Source organism: Blastococcus sp. SYSU DS0510, from assembly GCF_054050835.1.
Genome location: NZ_JBJHAC010000009.1, coordinates 25,069 through 42,135 on the forward strand (window position 1 = coordinate 25,069; position 17,067 = coordinate 42,135).

Annotated in this window: 18 protein-coding genes; 8 read left to right on the forward strand and 10 right to left on the reverse strand. The window is 73.5% G+C overall.

Annotated elements, in window-relative coordinates:
- Positions 1 to 74: 74 nt before the first annotated feature.
- Positions 75 to 677: a DUF305 domain-containing protein gene (locus tag ACI79P_RS09145; protein WP_456580725.1), complete on the reverse strand. Its 603-nt coding sequence runs from the start codon at positions 675 to 677 to the stop codon at positions 75 to 77.
- Positions 678 to 1,435: 758 nt separating this feature from the next.
- Here ACI79P_RS09145 and ACI79P_RS09150 point away from each other — a divergent pair.
- From ACI79P_RS09150 to ACI79P_RS09160, 3 genes are all read left to right on the forward strand, one after another.
- Positions 1,436 to 1,660 (forward strand): hypothetical protein, encoded by a 225-nt coding sequence (locus ACI79P_RS09150; protein WP_456580726.1) that lies wholly within the window; start codon positions 1,436 to 1,438, stop codon positions 1,658 to 1,660.
- A gap of 153 nt (positions 1,661 to 1,813) precedes the next feature.
- Positions 1,814 to 3,043, forward strand: a complete 1,230-nt coding sequence (locus tag ACI79P_RS09155; RefSeq protein ID WP_456580727.1) for a hypothetical protein — start codon at positions 1,814 to 1,816, stop codon at positions 3,041 to 3,043.
- Between the two features lie 67 nt (positions 3,044 to 3,110).
- On the forward strand, positions 3,111 to 4,694 hold the full coding sequence (locus ACI79P_RS09160) for a helicase HerA-like domain-containing protein (protein WP_456580728.1): 1,584 nt from the start codon (positions 3,111 to 3,113) through the stop codon (positions 4,692 to 4,694).
- Positions 4,695 to 4,712: 18 nt separating this feature from the next.
- Here ACI79P_RS09160 and ACI79P_RS09165 read toward each other — a convergent pair whose 3' ends face one another.
- The 7 genes from ACI79P_RS09165 to ACI79P_RS09195 form a co-directional block, all read right to left on the reverse strand.
- Positions 4,713 to 5,180 (reverse strand): hypothetical protein, encoded by a 468-nt coding sequence (locus ACI79P_RS09165; protein ID WP_456580729.1) that lies wholly within the window; start codon positions 5,178 to 5,180, stop codon positions 4,713 to 4,715.
- Complete coding sequence (locus ACI79P_RS09170; RefSeq protein ID WP_456580730.1) at positions 5,177 to 5,587, reverse strand: TadE family protein; 411 nt, start codon at positions 5,585 to 5,587, stop codon at positions 5,177 to 5,179. The genes ACI79P_RS09165 and ACI79P_RS09170 overlap by 4 nt, the downstream gene beginning before the upstream one ends.
- Entirely contained in the window at positions 5,577 to 5,783 is a 207-nt protein-coding gene (locus ACI79P_RS09175) for a hypothetical protein (RefSeq protein ID WP_456580731.1), read from the reverse strand. Before ACI79P_RS09175 ends, ACI79P_RS09170 begins: the two co-directional genes overlap by 11 nt.
- Positions 5,784 to 5,812: 29 nt before the next feature.
- Positions 5,813 to 6,754: a type II secretion system F family protein gene (locus ACI79P_RS09180; protein WP_456580732.1), complete on the reverse strand. Its 942-nt coding sequence runs from the start codon at positions 6,752 to 6,754 to the stop codon at positions 5,813 to 5,815.
- Positions 6,751 to 7,614: a type II secretion system F family protein gene (locus tag ACI79P_RS09185; RefSeq protein ID WP_456580733.1), complete on the reverse strand. Its 864-nt coding sequence runs from the start codon at positions 7,612 to 7,614 to the stop codon at positions 6,751 to 6,753. The genes ACI79P_RS09180 and ACI79P_RS09185 overlap by 4 nt, the downstream gene beginning before the upstream one ends.
- On the reverse strand, positions 7,611 to 8,831 hold the full coding sequence (locus ACI79P_RS09190; protein WP_456580734.1) for a CpaF family protein: 1,221 nt from the start codon (positions 8,829 to 8,831) through the stop codon (positions 7,611 to 7,613). The genes ACI79P_RS09185 and ACI79P_RS09190 overlap by 4 nt, the downstream gene beginning before the upstream one ends.
- A gap of 204 nt (positions 8,832 to 9,035) precedes the next feature.
- Positions 9,036 to 11,243, reverse strand: a complete 2,208-nt coding sequence (locus tag ACI79P_RS09195; protein ID WP_456580735.1) for a putative bifunctional diguanylate cyclase/phosphodiesterase — start codon at positions 11,241 to 11,243, stop codon at positions 9,036 to 9,038.
- A 110-nt stretch (positions 11,244 to 11,353) separates the two neighbouring features.
- Between ACI79P_RS09195 and ACI79P_RS09200 the strand changes: the two genes are divergently transcribed.
- From ACI79P_RS09200 to codB, 3 genes are all read left to right on the forward strand, one after another.
- Complete coding sequence (locus ACI79P_RS09200) at positions 11,354 to 12,730, forward strand: aminotransferase class V-fold PLP-dependent enzyme (RefSeq protein ID WP_456580736.1); 1,377 nt, start codon at positions 11,354 to 11,356, stop codon at positions 12,728 to 12,730.
- A 152-nt stretch (positions 12,731 to 12,882) separates the two neighbouring features.
- The gene (locus tag ACI79P_RS09205; protein ID WP_456580737.1) at positions 12,883 to 13,371 is read left to right on the forward strand and encodes a nucleoside deaminase; all 489 of its coding nucleotides are present in this window, start codon (positions 12,883 to 12,885) and stop codon (positions 13,369 to 13,371) included.
- Entirely contained in the window at positions 13,368 to 14,675 is a 1,308-nt protein-coding gene (gene codB, locus ACI79P_RS09210; RefSeq protein WP_456580738.1) for a cytosine permease, read from the forward strand. Before ACI79P_RS09205 ends, codB begins: the two co-directional genes overlap by 4 nt.
- 16 nt (positions 14,676 to 14,691) lie before the next feature.
- Here the strand turns inward: codB and ACI79P_RS09215 are convergent, their stop codons facing one another.
- Together ACI79P_RS09215 and ACI79P_RS09220 are read right to left on the reverse strand one after the other, a co-directional pair.
- Entirely contained in the window at positions 14,692 to 15,198 is a 507-nt protein-coding gene (locus tag ACI79P_RS09215; protein ID WP_456580739.1) for an OsmC family protein, read from the reverse strand.
- A 116-nt stretch (positions 15,199 to 15,314) separates the two neighbouring features.
- Positions 15,315 to 15,812, reverse strand: a complete 498-nt coding sequence (locus tag ACI79P_RS09220; RefSeq protein WP_456580740.1) for a GtrA family protein — start codon at positions 15,810 to 15,812, stop codon at positions 15,315 to 15,317.
- 307 nt (positions 15,813 to 16,119) lie between these two features.
- On the opposite strand from ACI79P_RS09220, the gene ACI79P_RS09225 reads away from it, so the two are divergent.
- Together ACI79P_RS09225 and ACI79P_RS09230 are read left to right on the forward strand one after the other, a co-directional pair.
- On the forward strand, positions 16,120 to 16,257 hold the full coding sequence (locus tag ACI79P_RS09225; protein WP_456580741.1) for a hypothetical protein: 138 nt from the start codon (positions 16,120 to 16,122) through the stop codon (positions 16,255 to 16,257).
- A gap of 141 nt (positions 16,258 to 16,398) precedes the next feature.
- Positions 16,399 to 17,067 (forward strand): hypothetical protein, encoded by a 669-nt coding sequence (locus tag ACI79P_RS09230; protein WP_456580742.1) that lies wholly within the window; start codon positions 16,399 to 16,401, stop codon positions 17,065 to 17,067.

Genomic DNA, 17,067 nt, shown 5'->3' on the forward strand with positions numbered 1-17,067 from the left:
CGGCCCCGGCACGAGGGTCGAGAGTCCCCGTCCGCGAGGGCGGAGCGCCCTACCGCGGCCGGCCTCTCACGGCGTCAGCCGGCCGGAGGGCAGTCCCGCAGCGCCTCGGCCGCGAACTCCGGCACCGGCCGCTCCCGGGCCTCCTCGAGCGTCTCCGCCTCGCCGTTCTCCCGGATGTCCTCGATCAGCCACTCCATCTCGGCGATCTCCTTCTTCTGGGCGACGATGATGTCGACGGCGAGCTGGCACACGCGGACGTCGTCGATGTCCGCACGCTCGGAGCGGGTGATGGCCAGCGAGTGGTGCGGGATCATCGCGCTCATCCAGTTGCGGTCGTCCACGGTGGCCTGGCTGCGGTCCAGGTACACCGCACCGCCGAACAGCAGCAGGCTGCCGACGACGATCGCGATGTTGCCCTTCACGTTCTTGTACATGTTGAGCATCCACGCGAGCATGACCAGCCCCATGGTCCCGCCCATGGTCAGCGCCATGAAGACGCGGCTCTCGCTGAAGCGGACGTGACTCCACTCCCAGGAGCTGACGAACATGGTCCAGTACATGACGACCATCGCCGTCAGGATCATGGCCGCGAAGCGCAGGTACATCTTCGTCTCGTGCGACAGCTTGCCGCCGCCCTGCTCGCGTTCCTGCTGCTCGTCGTCGTGCGTGGAAGCCATCGCTGAGGTCTCCGTTCTCTCGTCGGCCGGCGCGTCACCCGTTCCGCGCCGGCGGTGCCGCCGTGGCCTTCCGCGAGCCGGCCGGTGCGGCGGCGGCCCGGCCTCGCCGTTCGCTGACACATGCGAGGTGGAGGGCGGCACCCTGGATCGGGGCGACGACCGCCTGCCCGTGCATCCGGAGGACAAACACGATCGCGGGGCAACGCAACGCTGCTGCGGTCCTACCGCCGGCAGATGTCACGGAACCGTCACACGGCTCCCGGACCAGCGACTCCGGAGCGGCTGGGCCCGCCGTGGATCGTCGGCATCGACAGCCCGACGACGGTTCCCCGGACGACACGAGCAGGAGCTCCGGCGGGACGACGGCAACGACGTCGTCTACCGGGTGTGGACCGATGGCAGAACGCGCAGACCATCTCCGACGGCTTCGCGACTCCCGAGCAGGCGACCTACGTCATCGGTACCGGCTGCTCGTCGCCAGGGCCGGGGATCCGGCACGGGGCGGCGGCCCTCCTGAAAGGACCGGGCTCGTGCTCCGGTCACCCCGGACGGAGGTGACGTGCGCAGCGGGTACTGCCGCGCGGAGGAGTGGGGTCACGTGGCAGCGGCCGATTCCGAGCGCCACGCGCGTGGGTCCCCGGCCCCGTACCTTCTGCGCCTCGGCCCGGACGGTCCCTCACCCGCCTCTCCCGCACCGGCGCGTTCTCCGAGGCCCAGCGCGGCCACGCACCCGTCGTCGACCAGCAGGAGGAATCGTCATGAGCACCGACACCATCCCGCCCGGCAGCGACGGCGCCACGGGGCTGCTGGTCTACGTCCCCGGGCTCGGCGCGGCCAGCCGGTCGGCGGAACTCCTCCGGCAGGTGGGCGCCGACCTCGGCCCCGGGTGGCAGGTGCGCGTCTGGCCGCACGGGCTGACGCCGCTGAGCTCCCAGCGGATGGAGGACGCCGCGCACCGGCTCGCCGTGCAGGTGCGCACCTGAGCCGGCGACAACGGTGTCGGCCGGCCGGTCGACCGGATCCTGCTGGTCGGCCACAGCCTCGGCGGCCTGCTGGTCCGGCACGCCTTCCTGCTCGACGCCGGGGTCGCCGGAGGCGGATCGGCCGCCCAGCCCTGGACGTCGAAGGTGATGCGCATGGTGCTCCTGGCCGCGCCGAACGCCGGCTTCCGGACCAGCCGGCTGCCGCTGGTGATGCGGGGGCCGTATGCGCTGGCCGCCGCACTCGGCCGGCTGACCGCCGAGGACCTGCAGTCGGGGTCGCCCTACCTCACCGAGCTCCGGCTGCGCTGGGTGAACGCCTTCCGCACCCCGGCACCGCCGGCGGTCCTCGTGGTGCAGGTGCTCGGCGACCGCGACGACCTCGTCACCCGGGAGGACAGCCTCGACATCGAGTACATGGCGGGTGCGATGCGGATCGACGTCCCGGGCGCCGACCACAGCAGCCTGGTGGACGTCACCGGCGACCCCGCGCGGTACGGCATCCTGCGCCACGCGCTGCTCGGGGACCTGGACACCGACCTGCTGCGCGCCGAGGGCACGTCGGACGCTCCCGTGTACGTCGTGCTGCACGGGATCCGGACCAGCAGGTACGCGACCTGGGTCGGCGAGCTGACCAGCCGGCTCTCCCGGCCGGTGGGAGAACCGGGCAGCCGCCCGCCGGTCGTGTGGGCGCCCAGCTACGGCTACTTCAGCGCGATCGACTTCGCGCTGCCCTTCACCCGGTCGCGCAACCTGCGCCGCTTCCTCGAGTGGTACGGCCAGGTGCACGTCGTCCACCACGGGAGCCCCCGCCACTTCGCCGGGCACAGCAACGGCACCTACCTGCTCGGTCGCGCCCTCGAGGCGGTGCCCGCGCTCTACTTCGACCGCATCTACCTGGCAGGTTCCGTGCTGCCGCGGGAGTACCCGTGGACGGAGGTCGTCGCGCGCGGCCAGGTGACCGACCTCGTCCTCAACGACCGCGCGACCCACGACACGCCCGTCGGCTGGCTGTGCGCCGCGCTCCGCGGCCTGGGCATGCGCGACGTCGGGACGGCCGGGGTCGACGGCTTCGACGACCGCCCGGCGCGCGTGGTGGAGCAGCCAGGCGCCTACCGGGGCAACCACGGTGCCGCGCTCCAGCCCGACGTCCTGCCGCACGTGTCCGACTTCCTGGTGCACGATCGCCGCGGACCCGACCCCGGTGGTGCGTCGCCGTACTGGTTCGGGCTGGTCGGCCGGCTGGCCGGGGTGCTGTCCGCTCCCCTGGCCCTGGGCGGCGCCGTCCTGCTCGCCCGGTGGGCGCGTCCGCGCGGCGGGCGGTCGCGGGCTGCGGCCGCGACCGCGGGCGTCGGGGTCGCCTGGGCGATCGGGCGCGCCGTCTGATCCCGCCTCCGCCGACGGGGCCGCTCTCCGCCCGCGCTCCGCAGCACCTGCGGATACGGTCCGCGGTGTGAGTGACCAGAACGCCGCAGCCGGCCCCGCCACCTCCGACGACCCGGCCGGGCGGATCGCGTCGGGCTTCGCCACCACGGGGCCGGCGGTGGAGCTGGGCTCGGTGGTCCACGACGGGGTTCCGCACCCGGGAGCCGCCGTGCGGGTACCGCTGGCGATGCTCAACCGGCACGGCCTCATCGCGGGCGCGACGGGCACCGGCAAGACCAAGACGCTGCAGCTGATCGCCGAGCAGCTCTCGGCCGCCGGGGTGCCGGTCGTGCTCGCCGACGTCAAGGGTGACCTCAGCGGCCTCGCCCAGCAGGGCGCCTCCGGTGACCGCATCACGCAGCGGGCGGCGCACACCGGTGACGACTGGCAGCCCACGGCGTACCCGGTGGAGTTCCTCGCGCTCGGCGGGCTCGGCACGGGGGTCCCGGTGCGCTGCACCCTCACCGACTTCGGACCCCTGCTGCTGTCGAAGGTCCTCGACCTGAACGCCACCCAGGAGAGCTCGCTCGGGCTGATCTACCACTACGCCGACACCGCCGGGCTGCCGCTGCTCGACCTGCAGGACCTCCGGGCGGTCGTCCAGTGGCTGCTGTCCGACGAGGGCAAGCCCGAGCTGAAGAACCTCGGCGGGCTCTCCACCGCCACCGCGGGGGTCATCCTGCGCAAGCTCATCGCGCTGGCCGAGCTCGGCGGCGACGTCTTCTTCGGCGAGCCCGAGTTCGAGCCCACCGACGTCCTGCGCACCACCGACGACGGCCGCGGCGTCATCACCGCGGTCGAGCTGGCCGCCGTGCAGGACCGGCCGGCGCTGTTCTCCACCTTCCTCATGTGGCTGCTCGCCGAGCTGTTCGAGGAGCTGCCCGAGGTCGGCGACCTCGACAAGCCCAAGCTGGTGTTCTTCTTCGACGAGGCGCACCTGCTGTTCAGCAACGCGAGCAAGGCGTTCCTGGAGTCGGTCACCCAGACCGTGCGGCTGATCCGCTCGAAGGGCGTCGGGATCTTCTTCGTCACGCAGAACCCGACCGACGTGCCGAGCGCCGTCCTGGGTCAGCTCGGCAACCGGGTGCAGCACGCGCTGCGGACCTTCACGCCCGAGGACGCGACGGCGCTGCGGAAGACGGTCTCCACCTTCCCGCGGACGAAGGACTACGACCTCGAGGAGCTGCTCACCGGGCTGGGCATCGGTGAGGCGGCGGTGACCGTGCTGTCCGACCGGGGCACGCCCACCCCGGTCGCGTGGACGATGCTGCGGGCACCCCGCTCGCTCATGGCGCCGATCGAGCCGGCCGCGATGGCGCAGGCGGTGGCGGGGTCGCCGCTTCAGCAGAAGTACGGGCAGCCGGTCGACCGCGACTCCGCGTACGAACGGCTGGCGGCCCGGCTCTCTCCCCCTGAGACCGGTGCGCCGCCAGAAGCCTCCGAGCCACCGACGCCTCGCCGGCGCGCCTCCCCGGAGCCCAACCCGGAGGAGGGCGGCCTGAGCCGGGTGCTCGAGTCACCGGTCTTCCGCTCGTTCGCCCGGTCGGCGGCGTCGGCGCTCGGCCGGGAGCTCACCCGCGGGCTGTTCGGCACCCGGCGTCGCCGTCGCTGACGCCGGAGACCGCTCGGGTCAGCCGTCGACGTAGCGGTCGCGCTCGACGACGAACTGGCCGGTGGCGGTGTTGGCATCCACGAAGTCCGGCAGCAGCGGGATGCGCACGGTGACGGTCACGCAGACGGAGAACTCCTCCCCCGGCGCCAGCGTCGGGAGGTAGCCACCCGCCGCGTCGCACCCGGCCCCGGCCGCCGCGTAGGCCACCTGCAGGTCGGCCAGATCCACCGACTGGTCCTCCACCGCCAGCTGCGCGGCGCGCAGTGCCCGCTCCTGCCCGGTGACCGCGTCCGGGGCGGTGCCCATCGCCCGGCCGGCCTCCCGCGCCGCGGCCTGCGAGGCGAACACCCCGCGCTGCACCGCCGAGAACCCCGCCACCACGTAGACCAGCGGCACGAACACCACCAGCGCGACGAACACGAACTCCACCAGCGCCGACCCGCGCTCGCCGTCAATCACCCCCAGGCGCGCACGCAGCCACCTCACGCCGCCTCCTTCATCGCCCGGCCGGTGACCTCCAGCGGCAGCAGGTTGCCCAGCGCCGCCAGCAGCGCGGGCACCGACCCCGAGCAGCGCACCACGACCAGCGTGGCGCCCGAGGGCTCGGCCTCCTCCCCCGACGTGCACGCCAACCCCAGCGCGGTCTGCTCCGAGGTGGCCCGGGCGACGATCTCCACCGTCCGGGCGGCCCCAGCCGCGGAGTCGACGTCGGCGTTGGCCGCGTACCGGGCGCCCTCCTGCGCGCTGGCCGTGACGACGTTGCGCACGTGCACGTAGACCGCCACCTGCAGCACCGCCAGCAGCAACGTCATGATCAGCACCGAGACCATGACGAAGTCGACGACGGCGCTGCCGCGCTCGTCGTCGTCAGCCCGGAGCTCCCTAGCCCGCACCGGTGACGGAGGTCAGCGCGTTCTGCACCGCCGTGACGATGGCGTCCTGGAAGACCCCCAGGATCGCCACCACCAGGGCCGCGGTCATCACCGTGACCATGACCCAGCCGGGCACGTCACCCCGTTCGGGGTCCTCGCCCCGCATGCGGGCCGCCAGCGCCTGCAGCGCGGCATCGAGGTGCGCGAGTGCACGCATCGTCGTCCTTCCTGTCGTTCGTCCGCTGCTCACTGCGACAGCGAGACGATGCTGATCAACCCCGGGAACAGGGCGAAGAGAACGGTGACCGGCAACACCAGGAAGACGACCGGCACCATCATGGCGATCTCCTTGCGGCCGCCGGCCTCGAGCAGCCGGCGCTTGCCGGCCTCGCGGACGTCGGCGGCCTGGGCGCGCAGCACCTCGGCCAGCGGCGTGCCCCGCTCGATCGCCACGAGCAGGCCGTCGACGAACCGGGCCAGGGCGTCCAGCGAGGTCTGGTCGGCGACCTGCTGCAACGCGTCGGTCAGCGGCACGCCGGCCCGCGCCCGGCCCAGCGCGGCGCCGAGCTCGCGGGCCAGCTCCCCGCCGGAGAGCCGGGTGACCCGCGCGATCGCCGCGGCCGGGCTCTCCCCGGCCGTCACCGCCAGCGCCAGCAGTTCGGCGATCACCGGGAACTCGGCGAGCAGCAGCTCCTCGCGCTTGTGCACCTCCTGGGTGAGCCACCAGTCCCGCCCCAGCAGCCCGCCGACCAGGCCGGCGACGCAGAGCAGCCCGGCCGAGAGCACGTTGAGCCTCCCGGCGGCAACCGCCCCCAGCGTCGCGGCCACGCCTGCCGCGAGCAGCCCCAGCCCGCCCCACACCACCTGCTCGATGCGGAAGTCCTCGACCGTCAGCTCGCCACCGAGGGCGTCCAGCCGGCGGCGCACCGCGGCCCGCCCGCCCAGCACGCGGTCGACCAGCCGTGCGCCGTTCGCGATCGAGGGCCCGGCGATCCGGCGCACCGCCGTCAGCATGCCCGGCTCGGTGGCGGTCCCCAGCAGCCGCGACGGCGGCGGGGTGTCGTGCACGTAGGGCGCCAGCCGGTCGACCAGCCGCACCGAGCGGAACGGCGGCGCGTAGGTGAGCACCAGGACCAGCCCGCTCGCGGCCAGCAGGCCGAGCAGCATCCCGACCACGCCGGCGCTCACCGCAGCACCCGCACGTCCTCGGGCAGCCGGCCGATCCGCAGCATCAGCCGGTAGGCGACCAGGCAGACCGCCCCGCCGCCGAGCAGGACCGCCGTGCCGAGGGCGGAGTCGTAGGCGGCGAGGGTCGTCGACTGGGTGGCCAGCAGGAGCAGCACACCCCACGGCGCGGCGACGGCCAGCCGCGCGGCCGAGACCACCCAGCCCTGCCGGGTCTCGAGCTCGGCGCGGGCGCGGGCGTCCTCGCGCAGGAAGGTGGAGAGCGTGCGCAGGACGCGTCCGAGGTCGGTTCCGCCCACCTCGCGGGCCACCCGCAGCGTCTCGACGATGCGGTCGCCCACCGGGTCGGCGAGGTCGTCCTTGAGCCGGTCCAGCGCGGTACCGAAGCGGCCGCTGGAGCGGTACTCGGCGGCGAACCGCGCGAACGGCGGGCGCAGCACCTCCGGGCCGCGGGTGGAGAGCACGGTGAGCGCCTCCGGGAGGGAGAGCCCGGCGCGCACGGCCGAGGCCAGGTTGTCGACGACCTCCGGCCAGACCTCGCGCAGGTCGGCCCGGCGCTTGCCGGCCAGCCGCCGCACCTGGACCTGCGGCAGCAGGAAGCCGAACAGGCCGAACACCAGGCTGACCGTCACGGTGGCGGTGGCGACGAGGACGACGGCGGTGACCAGCACCCCCAGCCCGATCTGCAGGGCGAGCAGCTGGGCGCCGTTGATGCCGGTGAGCCCCGCGGCGGCCAGCAGTTCCTGCCGCCGCCCGGGCCGGCGCGGGTCGGCGCGCGGCCTGGGCGCACGGGATCCGCTGCGCCAGATCAGCAGCAGTCCCACCCCGAGCAGCAGCCCCAGCAGGGCGCCGGACTGCGTCATGCCAGCAGGCCGGCGAGGTCGAACCCGGCGGCGGCGAACCTCTCGGCGTGCGGCGGGTAGCCGTCGGCCCGCACCAGGCGCCCGTCGCGGCTGGTGAAGACGTCGGCGGTCTCGACGATCCCGCCCTCGGTCCGGCCGGGCAGCGCGACGATCTCGCGCACCCGGCGTCGGCCATCGGCGTCGGTGCCCGCGTGCACCACCAGATCCACGCTGGAGGCGACGGTCGGGACGACGAACGACGTCCCGATGTTCTCCCCGGCCAGCAACGGCAGCGTGCACATCTTGACCACGGCCTCGCGGGCGCTGTTGGCATGGAGCGTGCACATGCCCGGCAAGCCGGAGTTGAGCGCGATGAGCAGGTCCAGGCACTCCTCCTGCCGCACCTCACCGACCACGATCCGGGACGGCCGCATCCGCAGCGCCTCCTTCACCAGCCGGCGCAGCGGGATCTCCCCGGCACCCTCGAGGTTCGGCTGGCGGGTCTGCATGGAGACGACGTCGGGCAGCGGCACCCGCAGCTCGAAGACCTCCTCGCAGGTGATCACCCGCTCCCGGGCCGGCACGGCGGCGCACAGGCAGTTGAGCAGCGTCGTCTTGCCGGCCTGGGTGCCCCCGGAGACGAGGATGTTCAGTCCGGAGGCGACCGCGGCCTCGAGGAAGCGGGCGGCCTGCGCGGTCAGCGTGCCCAGCGCGACCAGTTCGTCCAGCGAGTGGGCCTGCAGCACGAACTTGCGGATGTTGACCGCCATGTGGCGCCGGGTGATGTCGGGGATGACCACGTGCAGCCGGGAGCCGTCGGGCATCATCGCGTCGACGAACGGGGTTGACATGTCGATCCGCCGACCCGAGGTGCGCAGCATCCGCTCGACCAGGTCGGCCAGCTCCCCCGGCGCCAGGATCGTCGTCGTCAGCTCGCTGCGCCCCCGGCGGGCGACGAACACCCGGCCGGGCTCGTTGACCCAGATCTCCTCGACCTCCGGGTCGTCCAGGTAGCGCTGCAGCGGCCCGAACCCGGCCACCCGGTCCAGCACGTCCCGCACCACGGACTCCACGTCACCGATCGGCGGCAGCGCCGAGGTGAGCGACCGCTCGGAGTAGTCGGCGACGACGTCGCGCACCAGCAGCCGCACCGGGCCCGGATCGGTGAACGGGTCCAGCCCACGCCGGCGGATCAGCTCGCGGACCTCACCGTCCACGACGTCCAGAGCAGTCGGCACGCCCATCCCCCGTAGAACCGCGAGCAGTCGAATCGCCGGGGACTGTAGGGAAACGGGCCGGTCCCATGGGGTGACGTCAGGCGATCTGTGGACAGACCACGGCCCGATCGGGGGCACGAACACCCGGCCGGGTGAACGGGCCCGGTTCGAGGTGGAAGCACCGGGGAGCCGGCTGCGCTCCGGCGGGATCCCGCCCGTGCGGGGCTAGGCAGGGAAGGGGGCCTCCCGGACGTCGATCTGCTCCCCGGTCAGCGCTTCCACGCCCCCCCGGGGCTCGGGTGCGGCGCGCATCGGGGTGCCCGGGCTGCTGGGACGACGACGCTCGGCGCTGGGCAGGGCGAGCGGATCCAGCGGCGGGGCGGCGGGGCGGCCGAGGTGGTAGCCCTGCCCGTAGTGGACACCCAGTGCCTCCAGTGCAGCGAGCGTCTCGCTCGTCTCGATGCCCTCGGCCACGAGGGCGAGGTCCAGGGTCTGCCCCAGCTGGACGATGGCGCCGATGACGGCCCGGTCCTCGTCGTTCGTGGCGACGCCGTCGACGAAGGACTTGTCGATCTTGAGGATGTCGATGGGGAAGCGACGCAGGTAGCTCAGGGACGAGTAGCCCGTGCCGAAGTCGTCGAGAGCCAGCCGTGCCCCCAGGGACTTGAGCTGCTCCAGCTTCTCGGTGGTGGCGTGGGTGTCCTCGGCGAACAGGGACTCGGTGATCTCGAGGGTGAGCTGCCGGGGGTCGAGACCCGAGCCGCGCAGGGCCTCGGTGACGTGGTCGACCAGCTCGGGGTGCTGGAACTGGCGCACGGAGACGTTGACGCTCATCCGCGGGCCGGCGCAGTCGGCCTGCTGCCAGGCGGCGGCCTGGCGGGTGGCCTCACGGAGGATCCAGCGGCCGATCGGCACGATGAGGCCGCTCTCCTCGGCCAGGTCGATGAACTGCGCCGGCGACACCAGCCCTCGCTCCGGGTGCTGCCAGCGCACCAGCGCCTCGTAGCCGCTGACCCGGCGGCTGGCCAGGTCGATGATCGGTTGGTAGTGCAGCACGAGTTCGTTCCGCTCCACCGCCTGGTACAGGTCGGCCTGCAGGCGCTCGCGGTCGAGCTGGGCGGCGTGGTGGCTCGGCTGGAAGGTCTCCCAGCGTCCCTTGCCGTTGGTCTTCGCCACGTACATGGCGATGTCGGCCGCGCTGAGCAGACCGATACCGCTGGCGGCGCAGCCGGTGGTGGTGGCGAGGCCGATGCTGAGGCCGGCACGGATGGCGCGATCGAGGACGATCACCGGCTCGCGGAGCGCCGCCAGGATGCGTCCGGCCACACCGGGTGCCATCTCCTCGCTCCGCGGACCGACGAGGAGGACGGCGAACTCGTCGCCGGCGAGACGGGCCAGCGTGTCCCCGGGGCGCAGGCACCCGCTGATCCGGTGGGCCACGACCTCGAGCAGTGCGTCGCCGCCGTCGTGACCCAGCGTGTCGTTGACCGTCTTCAGGTTGTCCAGGTCCAGGAACAGCACCGCCACCGGCGCGCCGGTGGTGCGCTGGCTCTCCTCCGCCCTGCGCAGCCGCTCCATGAACAGGGCCCGGTTCGGCAGGCCGGTGAGCGGGTCGTAGTAGGCCTGCGTGCGGAGCCGCTCCTCGAGCTCCCTGCGATCGCTGACGTCGCGCGTGGTCAGCACGACGCCGTTCACGGCCGGATCGTCCAGGAGGTGGTTGACGACCGTCTCGGTCCAGCGCCAGGAGCCGTTCCGGTGCCGCATCCGGGCAGCCGGGTACGAACTGGTCGGAGCGCCCCGGACGACACAGGTGAGCTGGTCGCGGAAGGCCGGCGCGTCCTCGGGGTGCACCAGGTCCTGGATGTCGGTGCCGATGAGCGTCCCCGGCGGATAGCCGAGCACCCACCCGACCGACGGGGTCTGGTACGTGATCGTCCCCGCGGAATCGACGACGGTGATGACGTCCGAGGCGTTCCGCACCAGTGAGCGGAAGTGCTCTCCGGCCTCGAGCGCGTCGAGCAGGCTGTTGAACGCCTGGGCGGTCTCCCCGAGCTGGTCGTCGGAGTCCACCTGGATGCGCTGGGACGTCGACTGGGCCCAGTCACCCGTGCGGCTGGCCTCCGAGATCCCCTGGGCCACCGATCGCAGGTGACTGCTGAGGACGGCGAGTCGACCACCGACCACGCACCGGCACACCAGGTAGCTGAGTGCGCCGACGAGGAAGCCGGCGCCCAGGCAGGCCGCCCGGAACAACGGGCGTTGCGCGAACTCGGCGGGCACGCCGAGCCCCGTGGCGAACGGCGGGAAGATCAGCCCGACCGTCAGGCCGAGGCCGACCATCCAGACAGCCAGATCCCAGAACACCCGGGTCGTCAGCCGGAAGCCGCGACGACGACGGTGCCCGAGGGCGCCCAAGGCCCGGGTTCCACTCATGCCCGGTCAGTCGTCAGACGACAGGGGGCGTCTTGAGCCCTGTGACGCCCACCTCACCACAAGGGGCCACACCAAGGCAGGCACCCGTGACCTGCACTTCAGAAAGCAGCGTGGCGGCCGATACGACCACCATGCACCCGGTCCGCTACACGACCCCGAACCGGCTCATCGGTGACAGCATCCACGTGCCCACCGTCGGGGGTCACTCCCGCTACGTCGATCTGGACGCCGCCGCGACCAGCTCCGCGTCCGCACAGGTCATGCAGGCCGTCCAGGACCTCATGCCCTGGTACTCCAGCGTGCACCGGGGCGCCGGCGCGAAATCCCGGTACACCAGCGCCCGCTATGAGGAGGCGCGGGAGGGCGTGCTGCGCTTCGTCGGGGCCGAGCCGTGCTCGCACGTCGCGGTCTTCACCCGCAACACCACCGAGGCCCTCAACGCCCTCGCCTTCCGGCTCGACCTGCAGCCGGACGACGTGGTGGTCACCACGGCCATCGAGCACCACGCCAACGTCCTGCCGTGGCGTCGGCACGCGCAGCTCAGGATCGTCGACGTCGACGCACGCGGGACCTTCTCGGTGGACCAGGTCGTGGCCGCACTCGACCAGCGGCCCACCCCCCGCGTCCTCGCAGTGAGCGGGGCCTCGAACGTCACCGGCTGGCTCCCCGACCTGGCCGCCATCGCGGCGGCCGCGCGGGCACGGGGCGTGTTCGTGGTGGTCGACGCCGCCCAGCTGGCGCCGCACCGGCCCATCGACATGACGGCCCTGGGGGTGGACGCCCTCGCCCTGTCCGGCCACAAGATGTACGCCCCCTTCGGCTCGGGAGCGCTCGTCGCACCACGGCACGTCCTCCGCTCCGGGGAGCCACTGCTCGTCGGCGGCGGCGCGGTCAAGGCCGTCTCCTTCGACGACGTCGTCTGGGCCGACGCCCCGGACCGGGACGAAGCCGGGACGCCCAACGTCGTCGGCGCCATCGCCCTGGCCGCTGCCGCCCAGGAGCTCCGGAGCGACTGGCCCGGGCTGCTCGCCCACGAGCAGGCGCTCACCGAGGCGCTCGACGCCGAGCTGCGCACGGTCCCAGGGTTGCGCCGCTACGGCCCCACGGCAGGCGAGCGGCTGCCGGTCGCCGTGTTCAACCTCGACGGCGTCCCGCACGGCCTGCTGGCTGCCCGGCTGTCCGCCGAGCACGGGATCGGTGTGCGCAGCGGCTGCTTCTGCGCGCATCCCTACATGGCCCGGCTGCTCGGCCTGACCGAGCAGCAGGTCGACCAGTTCCACCGGGACGCACGCAGGGGCGAAGGCGTGCTCCCCGGTGCCGTGCGAGCCAGCGCCAACAGGGCCACCGGGAGCGGCGACGTCGCTGCCCTCGGGGAGGCGCTGCGGGCCATCGCCGCGACGCCGGAGGCCGGGGTGCGCTACCGCATCGACGAGCACGGTGATCACGTCCTCGACGAGGCCCACCGCCAGATCCCGGCGGGAGCCTGACCGGCGACGGTCGCGGCGAGGGTGTGCGAGGTGCTCGCGGGGCTGACCGATGCCCAGTCGTGACCTGACGGGAACGAGGAGGTCATGGACGGCGGGCACCGTCCCTGCCATGGTTCGGCACCACGCCGACGGAAAAACGGGGTGAACCAGGCATGACGGTCCCACTGGACGAGCAGACCGCCCGGCGGTGGCTTGCTGTCGCGATCGAGGAGGCCCGGGCCGGGCTCGCGGAGGGCGGCATCCCGATCGGCGGTGCGCTCATCGGGCCGGACGGCACGGTGCTCGGCCGCGGGCACAACCGGCGCGTGCAGGACGACGACCCCTCGGTGCACGGCGAGACCGACGCCTTCCGCAACGCCGGCCGCCAGGCGACCTACCGCGGCACGACGATGGTCACCACCCTCTCCCCCTGCTGGTACTGCAGCGGGCTGGTGCGCCAGTTCGGCATCTCCCGGCTCGTCGTCGGTGAGTCCCGCACCTTCACCGGCGGGCACGACTGGCTGGCCGAGAACGGCGTCGAGGTCCTGGTGCTCGACGACCCCGAGTGCGTGCAGCTGATGACGGAGTTCATCGCCGCGCACCCGCGCCTGTGGAACGAGGACATCGGCGAAGACGACACCACGCAGGAGGCCGGCAGATGAGCAGCAGCACGAGCAGTCGGGACGACGTCGCGCCGGTGGCCGGCGAGATCGACCCCGACTACCCCATCGACCCGGTCCCCCGGCACGCCCGCAAGTCCCTGTTCTCGCTGGCGATCGTGCTGCTGGGCTTCACCTTCTTCACGCCGACGATGCTGGCCGGCGCCCAGATCGGGGCCGCCTTCGAGGTCGGCACGCTGATCTGGGTGCTCCTGCTCGGCAGCGCCGTCCTCGGCGTCTACGTCGCCGCCATCGGTGGCATCGGCGCCCGCACCGGGCTCACCACGGTGATGATGTGCCGCTACTCGCTCGGCACCACCGGCGCCAAGTTCGCCTCGCTGCTGCTCGGCGGCACGCAGGTCGGCTGGTACGGCGTCACGGTCGCGACCCTGGCCGGGCTCACGGCGAGCGCGCTGGACTGGTCGGGCCGGGGCATCGAGATCGCGCTCATGATCGCCGGTGGCGCCGTCATGGGCGTCACCGCCTACTACGGCTACAAGGGCATGTACGCCCTCTCGGTGGTCTCCGTCCCGCTGCTGCTGATCCTCGCCGGCTGGGTGACCTGGCGGTCGCTGGAGGAGGTCGGCGGGTGGAGCGGCCTGACCGCCATCGAGCCCTCGTCGACCATGACGATCGCCGCCGCGGTCACCATCGTCGTCGGCACCTTCGCCTCGGGCGGCACCCAGGCGCCGAACTGGACCCGCTTCGCGAAGACGCCCTCGGCCGGCTTCTGGGCCTGCGTCATCGCCTTCCTGATCGGCGAGCTGCTCATGCTCGGCTTCGGCGCGATCGGCGCGATCTCCTTCGGCGAGGGCGACTTCGTCCTCGTCCTCTACCAGCTCGGCCTGGTCGGCTGGGGGCTGGTGTTCCTGGTCGCCAACCTGTGGACCACCAACGACAACACCGCCTACAACTTCGGCGTCGCAGGCGCGGAGATCGCCAACTCCCGGTCGAAGAAGCCGTTCGTCATCGGCGGCGTCGTCCTGGGCACGCTGCTGGCGATCACCGGCATCTACGACAACCTCATCGAGTACCTGGTCTGGCTCGGCATCCTCATCCCGCCGCTGGGCGGCGTCGTCATCGGCGACTTCCTCGCCCGCTGGCGGGGCGGGATGCCCAGCGCGTCGGTGCTGCCCGCGTTCGAGTGGCGCAACCTGGGCGCCTACGTCGTCGCCGCGGTGGCCGCCTGGTGGAGCAACGAGGCCGGCTGGTTCATCCCGCCGGTGGTCGGCGTCCTCGTCGCGGTGGCCGCGGTGCTGCTCGTGCAGCGCGGACGGCGACCGGCGCAGGAGCCGGCCGCCGTCTGACCCGACCCGGGACCGGTCAGCCGGTGCGGCGCACCGTGAGCCGGGGCGGAGCGGCCAGCGACTGCGCCACCACGCAGTACCGCTCGGTGAGCTGGGCGAGCCTCGCCAGCGTCGCGTCGTCGGCGTCGGTGTCCAGCTCGGCGTCCACGGTGACCGGGCCCAGCCCGACCGGTGCCTCCCTCGAGACGCCGAGCGTGCCGCGGGCGTCCATGTCGGCGCGCGCCGTGAGTGAGGCTGACCGGATGTCCACGCCCATCGCCGTCGCCACGCTGCGCATGGTCACGCCGGCGCAGGCCAGGAGCGCCTGCAGCAGCATGTCGCCGGAGCAGGCGTCCGAGCCGTCGCCACCGGTGGCGGGGTGCAGGCCCGCACGGGCCGGTCCCGCCCACGTCTGCACCGTGCACGTGATGCCCGGGTCGGCGAAGTCGGCGCGGGCCTCCATCTGCGCGCACGCCGAGGGCGGGTCGTCGCGGTAGCGCTGCTTGAGCGGGGCCTGCAGTTCGCGCAGTCGTGCGGCGTCCATCCGACCTCCCGGTGCGTCACCGACCTCGACGGGCGGCACTGCCATGGTCGGGGGTGCGGAGGTGCTCCGCCAGTGCTCGGGGGCGTCCCCGCGGCCCCGCGGCCTCGCCCACTCGATCACGGTCCGGGTCGGCCGACCGCACCGCCGACCGCCCACCGCAGTCCGACGAACCGGGCGACCCCCACAACCGCGGTCACCGTCCACACCACCGCCACCGCCCCCAGCGGACCCGCCGAGGCGGTCCACGAGTCCAGCGCGGCCAGCGCCAGGCTGGTGGCCGCCAGCCCCGCGAGCGCCAGCCCGCCGCCGGCCCACTGCGCCGTCGCCCAGCCGGCGCGGTCGGTGGCGCGGAAGGTGAGCCGGCGGTGCAGCTCGTTGGCGACGGCGGTGGAGACGACGACGCCCCCGAGGTTCGCGGCCTGCTCGCCCAGGCCTGCCAGGAACAGGAACAACCCCAGGTAGACGACGTTGGCCGAGCCACCGACGAGCACGAACCGGACGAACTGCGCCGGCGTGCGGTCGCTCCGCAGCCACACTGCGACCGGCGCGGGTCGGACCTCGATGCCCATGCCCGCCCGGGTGACCGGGGGGCGCTCGAGGACCGCTGCTGTCATGCCTCGAGCATTCGCGCCCCGGCCCTCCCGCCACATCCGGGAGCACCCTGGCCGGACCCTGATTCCGGCCCCCTGACCCCGACCCGGGTCCGGCGCCGGCGGGCACGCGGGCGCGCGGGCGGCGGCCAGCAGCCTCGCGGGAGCGCCACAGCGTCCGTGCCGGTCACGCCCGGTGAGGCTCCACGCCGACGGCAGTCCGGTCCCTCGGGCACGAGCCGGCCGCGCGCGCCCGCCCCCGCCGGTGAGGTCGGCGGCGTAGCGTCCGCCGCACGGAGCCGTCCAGGCTCCCGATGAGGGAGCGCGCACCATGGGTGACAAGTCCCCGCGACAGTCGATGACCAAGAAGGCCAGCGGCAAGTCGATCAAGGAGAAGCGGAACGAGAAGAAGGCGAAGGCCGACACCAGCTCGCAGATGGACAACCTGACCCACGGCAAGAAGCACTGACGTCCGCTCCGGCCTACCGGGCCGGAGCCCCGCGCAGGTGCCCACGTCGACACCGCCGCCCACCTCCTTGCGGAGCAGCGGCGCGTGCCCCACAGTGCTGCGACCGCCGACGCAGGCGGGAGCGCTGACCGGGGAGCAGGCATGACGACGGAGACCGCCACCGTGCACCGCGCCCGCGCCCTCCGGCGACTGGTCCCGCTGGCCGGTGCGGCCTCCGTGGTCGTCGCCTACGCGGGCGCCTCGCTTGGTGACCTGGGCGGTGCGGGGATCAGCCCCACGATGGCGCCCGACGTGCTCGCCGCCCGCCTGGAGGACCATGCCGGCGCCCTGCGCGCGGGCGCCTCCCTGCTGTCGGTCGGCGCGGTGCTCGCCGCCGTCTTCGCCGGACCGCTCTGGCAGCGGCTCAGGGCGGCGTCCGACGGGGTGGCGCTCGTGGGGGCCGCCGGGGCAGTCCTCGCCGCCGCGCTGTGGCTCTCCTTCGCCGCCGACGGCATCGGCCTGGCCACCGCGGCCGACCTGGGCAACGGCGCCGCGGCGCAGGTGCTGCTGACCACCGGCTGGGAGAGCGCCCGCCTGGCGGCCGTGCCGTCGCTGGTCATGGTGCTCGCGGTGGTGGTCGCCGGGTTCGGCTCCGGCTCCTTCCCCCGCTGGTTCACCTGGTTCAGCGCGGCGACCCTCGTGCCGCTGCTCGTCGCCCTGACCGCCGTCGGCCCCTCCGGGCTGCTCGGTTTCGTGTTCGGGGGGCTGTGGCTCGTCGTGACGTCGCTCCTCCTCGCCCGGGAGGCACCCCGCGGGGCACCCGCCCGCTGA